General features: G+C 35.6%; 1 protein-coding gene. It reads left to right on the top strand.

What is annotated here, in order from left to right; genetic code table 11:
- Nucleotides 1–66: 66 nt before the first annotated feature.
- Nucleotides 67–371 (top strand): tyrosine-protein kinase family protein (locus tag UGRO018_RS17840; RefSeq protein WP_416327859.1); only part of this gene is annotated, 305 nt, incomplete at its 3' end.

Here is a 371-nt window from a genome sequence, read left to right on the forward strand (position 1 = left end):
TATACAGAAATCTACAGACAGTTAAGAACGAACATAGAATATTCATCATTTGAGAAGAACATCCAAGTGGTAAATGTAGTAAGTACAAATCCAGCAGAAGGGAAAAGTAGTGTCGCAAGTAATCTAGCAACCGTTAGTGTAGCGAAGTACGCTAATGTTCTTCTCATAGATTGTGATCTTAGAAAACCAGTACAACACAAGATATTTAAGGTATCCAATAAGATGGGATTAAGCAATCTGATGAGAAACTTTGATAGCTTTGATGTCAATGATGATACTTACTTTCAGAAGTTCAAAGACAACACAAGTGATGGAAGATTGTTTCTATTAACAAGTGGAGTCAGAGTACCAAATCCAGGCGAGTTATTGAG

This window comes from Hoskinsella mucinilytica (assembly GCF_045223415.1).
GTDB lineage: Bacteria > Bacillota_I > Bacilli_A > Erysipelotrichales > Erysipelotrichaceae > Hoskinsella > Hoskinsella mucinilytica.